Here is a 7,600-nt window from a genome sequence, read left to right as displayed (position 1 = left end):
AAACGGGAGTGACCATAGATTCCGTTTTCTGAGGTGACCCCAAGTAAACGCCCAGAAATAATTACCGGACTGCAGCTGTGAGAATATTTCCAGGGAAAACGTGGAAAACGTGGTCAGCCCACCGCACAGCCCGGTGATAACAAGTAATCGCCAGGCCGGATCCAGGTCAGGATGGCGCATGAACCAGGCCAGCGACGCACCAATGATAAATCCGCCCGCAAGGTTCACTACCAGCGTGCCCGGTGGCAGGTCAGGAAACAGGCTGTTCAGGCGTGCGCCAAGCAGCCAGCGGATCAGGCAGCCAGCGGATCCACCAATGATAATGGCCAGATAAGATTTCACGGGGTTTACCTCTGTGTCAGAGGGAGTATGCAGGCTGATGATACGGGGCGGCCTGACATACTCCCGGTTAAAGGGGAGTAATATCAGGCGTCATCAGCTTCTCAGGGGAAGCGGTTGGGTAAGGTGGAACGCCATCACCTCGCCGCAATTCTGGCCCGGTCACGGGCGTTAATCAAGCGGCTATCCACTGTTTTTGTGCGACTCCCCCTGCGGCGGGCATGAGGAGCCCGTTTTCAGGCTTGACCTGAAGAGCATTAAAAATTATCGTTTCGGCAGCATTTTATATCTGACTGTGAGTCATGCACATTACGCCACCCTGAGTTTCTCTTCGCCCGTCCTTTATCAGAGAGCCTGCCGCGACAGCCAGTCCGCGCCGGGTACCGTTCTCTCATATCCGTTACGGGACTGCCACCTTTCACGGTGAACCCGCGTGTACCTGCTTCAGGGACGCAGGCGCCGTGTCCGCAGCAGCCGGTACGGACACGTCGTGATTAATCGGCGGGCTGCAGCCCGCCTTCAGGGATATTCATGCGTCAGCTTTTTCGGTTTATGTTTCATCACGCCTCTCACCTTACGTTCGGTGCGATGCTGATGGCCATGTCCAGCTTTGGACAGACCTATTTTGTCTCACTTTACAGGCAGGATTTTCGTGAGGCCTTTGGGCTCACCGACGGCGGACTGGGCGGCCTGTACGCAATCGGAACGGTGATGAGCGCCATCACGCTGACCTGGGCCGGACGGCTGATTGACTACACCACGACCCGCCGCTTCACGCTGGCGGTCACCCTTTTGCTGCTCACGGCCTGCCTGCTGGTTTCCGGCGCACAGGCGGCGTGGATGCTGTGCATCGGGTTTTACTTTCTGCGCCTCGGCGGCCAGGGACTGATGGTGCATACTGCGCTGACCGCAACGGCGCGCCAGTTCCCCCTTGATGCAGGCAAGGCGCTCGGCGCCATCGCGCTGGGGCTCTCGCTGGCGCAGGCCGTTTTTCCTGTGATTGCGGTGCAGATAAGCGCGCTGACGGGATGGCGCGCTGCCTGGGGCATCAATGCCGGAATGCTTGTTGCCGGCGTGGGGGTCGCGCTGATGTTTTTGCCCCGCGGGAAAGAGAAGCCGCTGCGTACGTTCAGAAAGCGGGGTGAGGAGAAAGAAAAAGAGGCGCCGGTATGGCGAAACCGCAACCTGCTGCTGGCGCTGCCTGTCGTGCTGGCCTCCCCCTTTATCACCACCGGCTTCTTCTTCCACCAGGCGAGGCTGGCACAGGAGAAAGGCTGGGAGCTGTCGTGGGTGGCGGTATGGTTTATTGCCTATGCCATTACCCAGGCGGTATCGCTGCTGTCGTTTGGCCCGCTGATTGACCGGCTCTCACCACGCAGGCTGCTGCCGTGGTTTCTGATGCCACAGGCCCTGGCCATGCTGGCGCTATGGCTCAGCAACGGTCAGTGGGTGACGCCTTTTTACCTGATTATGACCGGCGTATCGTCGGCCATTGCCTCAACGCTTGCCACCGCGCTCTGGGTACAGCTGTTTGGTCCGGCGCAGCTGGCCAGGGTGCGCTCGGCGGTTGAGGCAGGGACGGTGATTGCCAGCGGGGCATCCCCGGTAATCATGGGCGTGCTGATAGATAACCATGTCACCCTGCATCTTCAGGCCCTGTTCTGCCTGGTCTACATTCTTGGCGCCAGCCTGCTGGCCACCGGTATCAGGACGGATGCGCCGCAATAACGCGCCTTTACCTTCATACCCGTCATCCTCTTTCCCCTGTGAAGGCGGGCCTGATATCAGGCCCGCCTGTTTCATCGCAGCATCAGCAGGGGCTGACGGCTTTCAGACAGCATTTCCGTGGTGTGGCTGCCAATAAAGAATCGCCGTAACCGGGAGTGCCCGCAGGCCCCCATTACCGTGAGGTCGATATCATGGGCGTCCGCGTAGCGGCACAGCGCCCCGGTTACGGACTCGTCTTCCAGCAGGCGTGTCTCGGTCGTGATACCGGCTTCCTGAAGAACAGCCTGCGCATCCTGCAGGGCTGACATGTCACCGTTGACCATCACGATATGACAGCTCAGGCCGTGCAGCAGCGGGCTGACCGTCAGGCGCGTCAGGTTTTTACGGCTCTCACTGCTGCCGTCGTACGCAAACATCACCCGCGCCGGCGGCGTAAACGTCTCCGGCACAATCAGCACCGGGTTTTTCTGCAGGCGAATGACGCTTTCCAGATGGCTGCCTACCTGATTCTGCGTCCCGCGGCGCCCCAGCACCATCAGCCGGACTTCGCCCAGCTCCGCCAGGATTTCGTCCAGTGCGCCGTGCTTTTGCAGCAGCTGTGCGTCCGGCTGTCCGGTCTGCTTCAGGAGCTCCGCACAGCCGGCCAGCACGGCCTTGCCCTGCGCCATCAGCAGCCGGCTGCGCTCACCCTCGACGCGGACCAGCGCTTCGGTCAGCTGCTCCCGGCTGTCAATACCAATGCTCCCGGTCAGGTCAGACACGGCGGGAGTCTCACTCTTTTCGAGCACGTGCAGCAGCGCCAGCGGCGCGCCAAGTTTACCGGCTGCCCAGGCAGCATACTCACAGACCGGCCGGGTTGACGGCGAGCCGTCAACGCAGGCAATAACGGTGTTATTCATGATGCTTTCTCCAGTAAATTAATGGCCACCCATCAGCTTTTCCACTTCTTCAGGCTTGTCATGCACTCCGAAGCGGTCAACGAGGGTGCGGGTCGCGTCATTCATACCCTTGATCTCCACTTCCGTGCCTTCGCGACGGAACTTGATAACCACCCGGTCCAGCGCGCTCACGGAGGTGATATCCCAGAAGTGGGCGTGCGTTACGTCAATCACCACGCGCTCCACCGCTTCACGGAAGTCGAAGTGGCTCATAAAGCGATCGGATGAGGCAAAGAATACCTGGCCGGCTACGGTATAGGTGCGGGTGTCGTCCTTCAGCTCAGAGGAGACCGCCATAAAGCGGGCGACCTTGGTGGCGAAGTTCAGCGAGGCAATCAGCACGCCGGTGAGCACGCCAAACGCCAGGTTATCGGTCGCCACCACCACCACCACGGTGGCCAGCATCACCACGCTGGTTGACAGCGGATGGCTGCGCAGGTTGCTGATGGAGCGCCAGGAGAAGGTGCCGATGGAGACCATGATCATCACCGCCACCAGAGCCGCCATGGGTATCCGGGACACCCAGTCGCGCAGGAACACCACCATCAGCAGCAGCACCACGCCGGCGGTGAGCGTGGAAAGCCGCCCGCGCCCGCCCGATTTGACGTTGATCACCGACTGGCCAATCATCGCGCAGCCCGCCATGCCGCCGATAAAGGAGGTGCAGATGTTGGCCACGCCCTGCGCCTTGCACTCGCGGTTTTTATCGCTCGGCGTGTCGGTCATGTCGTCCACGATGGTGGCGGTCATCATCGACTCCAGCAGCCCCACCACGGCAAGTCCTGCCGAGTACGGCAGAATAATCATCAGCGTGTCGAGGTTAAGCGGGATATCCGGGATCAGAAACACCGGCAGGCTGTCCGGCAGTTTGCCCATGTCACCCACGGTGCGCACGTCCAGGTGCAGCCACATGGAAATGGCGGTCAGCACGATGATGCAGACCAGCGGCGAGGGAATGGTTTTGTTCAGATACGGGAAGAGATAAATGATGCCCAGGCCCGCAGCGGTCAGGGCATAAACGTGCCAGGTGACGTTGGTCAGCTCCGGCAGCTGCGCCATAAATATCAGGATGGCCAGCGCGTTCACGAAACCGGTGACCACCGAGCGGGAGACGTAGCGCATCAGGCTGCCCAGCTTCAGGTAGCCGGCCGCCAGCTGCAGTACGCCGGTCAGCGCCGAGGCCGCCAGCAGATACTGCAGGCCGTGGTCTTTTACAAGCGTGATCAGCAGCAGCGCCATCGCACCGGTGGCGGACGATATCATTGCCGGACGGCCGCCGAGGAAGGCCATAACCAGGGGAATACAGAACGCAGAGTAGAGCCCGACCTGCGGGTCGACTCCGGCGATGATGGAAAAGGCGATCGCTTCGGGAATAAGCGCGAGCGCGACCACAATACCGGCAAGGACGTCACCACGGACGTTACCCAGCCAGTCCTTACGCGTCGAGGACAGCAGCATAGTCATTTCTCAGTTTTTGATTACGGTCAGCCCGTGAGGGCAAAAATTTTACGTACGAAAAAGCACATCCGCAGACGGGATGTTTTTGAGTGCGCGCCGAAGTTTATTCAGTGCGACAGAGGAGGGGTACGACTCAGGGTGGCGTAAGACGCATGGTGGTGTTTATCACTCCTTCACGGCTGACAGAGCAGCGCGGGTAATCAGAAAGACCGGATGAACAGACGTTCAGTACCGGCCACAAATGCCCGCCGGGCAGATGAACCACGGCAAAAAGCGCTTTTTACTCTACACGAATTGTTAACGGGGTCAACGCGCAGGGCAAAAACGCTGTTCATGGAATGCCGGTCAGGCGCATCCGGACGGAAAGTCCTTCTGCATGCTCAGGCTCGTCCGGCGTTCGCACATACATATGATTAAGTGAATATAAATTTGACGGAGAAAGTTTCACAGGTACACTCAGGTCAGTCACAATAAGGAGTCACCATGCCACCCGTGTCCCCCCTGCAGCTTTTTAAAAGCCTTTCCGACGAAACCCGACTCAGCCTCGTGCTGCTGCTACGCGAAAAAGGGGAGCTCTGCGTCTGTGAACTTACGTCCGTGCTGAAAGAAACTCAGCCCAAAATCTCACGGCATCTGGCTCTGCTGAGAGAAAACGGGCTGCTTACCGACCGGCGGGACGGAAAATGGATCCACTATCGTCTGTCGCCTCATATGCCGGCGTGGGCAGCGGCGGTTATCGAACAGGCTTATCTCTGCCAGCGGGATGATATCCGCCAGCTCAGCCGGCAGGCTGAACGCGATAACGCCACCACCAACGGCAAGCCTGTCTGCATTTAAAAATTTACCGGTATATATCTGGATTATCGAATATATTACGCATCGAAAATTTATCAGTCCGGTTTAACAGGCATTTGTATTCAATAGGAGCGGGTATGTTTCTGGCAGGTGCGATTTTCATCCTGACGCTGGTACTGGTCATCTGGCAGCCGAAGGGGCTGAGCATTGGCTGGAGTGCCGTCATCGGTGCGGCGCTGGCGCTGCTGACCGGCGTGGTGCACATCGGTGATATTCCGGTGGTCTGGCAGATTGTCTGGAACGCCACGGGCACGTTCATTGCGGTCATCATTATCAGCCTGCTGCTCGATGAGTCCGGCTTTTTTGAGTGGGCCGCGCTGCACGTTTCCCGCTGGGGAGGCGGCAGGGGCCGGCTGCTGTTCACGTATATCGTTCTGCTGGGTGCCGCAGTGGCGGCGCTGTTTGCCAATGACGGAGCCGCGCTAATTCTGACGCCGATCGTTATTGCCATGCTGCTGGCGCTGGGATTCACTCCCGGCTCCACGCTGGCGTTTGTGATGGCAGCGGGCTTTATCGCTGACACCTCCAGCCTGCCGCTCATCGTATCGAACCTGGTGAACATCGTAACGGCTGACTTCTTTACGCTGGGCTTCAGCGAGTACGCATCCGTCATGGTGCCGGTGAACATTGCCTCCATTGCGGCCACGCTGGTGATGCTTCATCTCTTTTTCCGCAGGGACATCCCGGTCACCTATGACCTGGCGAAGCTGAAGGCACCGCGGGAAGCCATCCGGGATGCACGAACCTTTAAGGCTGGCTGGGTGGTTTTGGTTCTTCTGCTGGTTGGCTTTTTTGCTCTGGAGCCGCTCGGCGTGCCGGTCAGCCTGGTGGCGGCGGTGGCGGCGTTTATTCTCTGGCTGGTTGCCCGCAAAGGACACGTGATTGACGCCGGCAGGGTGCTGAAAGGCGCGCCCTGGCAGATCGTTATCTTTTCGCTGGGCATGTATCTGGTGGTATACGGACTGCGTAACGCCGGACTGACTGATTACCTTTCCGCCGCCCTGAACCGGTTTGCAGAGCACGGCGTATGGGGCGCAACGCTCGGCACCGGCTTCCTGACGGCGGCACTCTCGTCCGTCATGAACAACATGCCCACCGTGCTGGTTGGCGCGTTGTCGATTGACGGTAGTAGCGCACAGGGCGTGGTGAAGCAGGCGATGATTTACGCCAACGTCATCGGCTGTGACCTCGGCCCGAAAATAACCCCTATCGGCAGCCTCGCAACCCTGCTGTGGCTGCACGTGCTGGCACAGAAAAACATCAACATCAGCTGGGGCTATTACTTCCGCGTGGGCATCGTGATGACCCTGCCGGTGCTTTTTGTCACGCTGGCCGCGCTGGCCCTGCGCCTGTCTGTTTAACTTTAACCCCGGGGCTGCGCCCGTGCAGCCCCTTTACGGAGTACCGCTTATGACTGACATTACCATTTACCACAACCCGGCCTGCGGGACATCCCGCAATACCCTGGCGCTTATCCGTAACAGCGGCGCCGAACCCACGGTTATTCTGTATCTGGAAACGCCGCCGTCACGCGATGAGCTGAAGAAGCTGATTGCGGATATGGGCATCGGCGTGCGCGACCTGCTGCGCAAAAATACCGAACCGTACGAACAGCTCGGCCTGGCAGAAGACCGCTTCAGCAATGACGAACTGCTCGATGCCATGCTGGCTCATCCGATCCTCATTAATCGCCCGGTGGTAGTGACACCGCTCGGCACGAAGCTGTGCCGTCCCTCCGAAGTGGTTCTGGACATACTGCCGGACCCGCAGCAGGGCGCGTTTACCAAAGAGAACGGCGAAGCCGTCATTGATGAGCACGGGAACCGCGTCAGCCACTGATTTTTTACCAGGCTGCGGGCATAACAGTGTGGAAAAAGCCGGCATCTGCCGGCTTTTTTATATGCTGCGCTGGTTGACCCGCTCAGAAAGCTGCGCGGCACTCTCTTTCCTTTCGCTGTAGCGGTCGGTGAGATAATCACTGCGACCGCGCGTCAGCAGGGTGAACTTCATCAGTTCCTCCATGACGTCCACTATGCGGTCATAATACGAAGAAGGCTTCATGCGGCCATCCTCATCAAACTCGGCCCAGGCTTTTGCCACGGATGACTGATTCGGGATGGTGATCATCCGCATCCAGCGTCCAAGAATACGCATCTGATTTACAGCGTTGAACGACTGTGAGCCGCCGCTGACCTGCATGACGGCCAGGGTTTTTCCCTGTGACGGGCGGACCGCGCCTGACGTCAGCGGTATCCAGTCAATCTGGGCCTTCATGATGCCGG

8 protein-coding genes and 1 riboswitch are annotated in these 7,600 nt (G+C 59.1%); of the genes, 4 read left to right on the top strand and 4 right to left on the bottom strand.

Annotated elements, in window-relative coordinates; all coding sequences use genetic code 11:
* Positions 1-342: fluoride efflux transporter CrcB (crcB, locus tag HMPREF3143_RS05575; RefSeq protein WP_070532081.1), on the bottom strand; the 342-nt coding region annotated here is incomplete at its 3' end.
* A 77-nt stretch (positions 343-419) separates the two neighbouring features.
* Positions 420-490, bottom strand: a riboswitch (Fluoride riboswitch).
* Positions 491-870: 380 nt separating this feature from the next.
* Here crcB and HMPREF3143_RS05570 point away from each other — a divergent pair.
* Positions 871-2,067: an MFS transporter gene (locus tag HMPREF3143_RS05570; RefSeq protein WP_070532078.1), complete on the top strand. Its 1,197-nt coding sequence runs from the start codon at positions 871-873 to the stop codon at positions 2,065-2,067.
* 71 nt (positions 2,068-2,138) lie between these two features.
* Here HMPREF3143_RS05570 and HMPREF3143_RS05565 read toward each other — a convergent pair whose 3' ends face one another.
* Both HMPREF3143_RS05565 and HMPREF3143_RS05560 read right to left on the bottom strand, forming a co-directional pair.
* Positions 2,139-2,966, bottom strand: a complete 828-nt coding sequence (locus HMPREF3143_RS05565; RefSeq protein ID WP_004118529.1) for a universal stress protein — start codon at positions 2,964-2,966, stop codon at positions 2,139-2,141.
* An 18-nt stretch (positions 2,967-2,984) separates the two neighbouring features.
* Positions 2,985-4,463 (bottom strand): SulP family inorganic anion transporter, encoded by a 1,479-nt coding sequence (locus HMPREF3143_RS05560; protein WP_001549885.1) that lies wholly within the window; start codon positions 4,461-4,463, stop codon positions 2,985-2,987.
* Between the two features lie 483 nt (positions 4,464-4,946).
* On the opposite strand from HMPREF3143_RS05560, the gene HMPREF3143_RS05555 reads away from it, so the two are divergent.
* The 3 genes from HMPREF3143_RS05555 to arsC all read left to right on the top strand — a co-directional run bounded on the left by HMPREF3143_RS05555 (position 4,947) and on the right by arsC (position 7,157).
* Positions 4,947-5,300 (top strand): metalloregulator ArsR/SmtB family transcription factor, encoded by a 354-nt coding sequence (locus HMPREF3143_RS05555; protein ID WP_001549886.1) that lies wholly within the window; start codon positions 4,947-4,949, stop codon positions 5,298-5,300.
* A 95-nt stretch (positions 5,301-5,395) separates the two neighbouring features.
* Positions 5,396-6,679 carry an arsenic transporter gene (locus tag HMPREF3143_RS05550; protein WP_070532075.1) on the top strand — a complete coding sequence of 428 codons (1,284 nt, stop codon included), beginning with the start codon at positions 5,396-5,398 and terminating at the stop codon, positions 6,677-6,679.
* Between the two features lie 49 nt (positions 6,680-6,728).
* Positions 6,729-7,157 (top strand): glutaredoxin-dependent arsenate reductase, encoded by a 429-nt coding sequence (arsC, locus tag HMPREF3143_RS05545; RefSeq protein ID WP_070532072.1) that lies wholly within the window; start codon positions 6,729-6,731, stop codon positions 7,155-7,157.
* A 57-nt stretch (positions 7,158-7,214) separates the two neighbouring features.
* On the opposite strand, the gene HMPREF3143_RS05540 is transcribed toward arsC, so the two are convergent.
* On the bottom strand, positions 7,215-7,600 hold a 386-nt coding region (locus HMPREF3143_RS05540; protein ID WP_175441109.1), incomplete at its 5' end, for an NAD(P)H-dependent oxidoreductase.

It is taken from the genome of Enterobacter sp. HMSC16D10, assembly GCF_001807145.1.
GTDB classification, from domain to species: domain Bacteria; phylum Pseudomonadota; class Gammaproteobacteria; order Enterobacterales; family Enterobacteriaceae; genus Enterobacter; species Enterobacter roggenkampii.
Note: the sequence above shows the minus strand (reverse complement) of the source record. Positions and strands in the feature narration are given on the sequence as shown.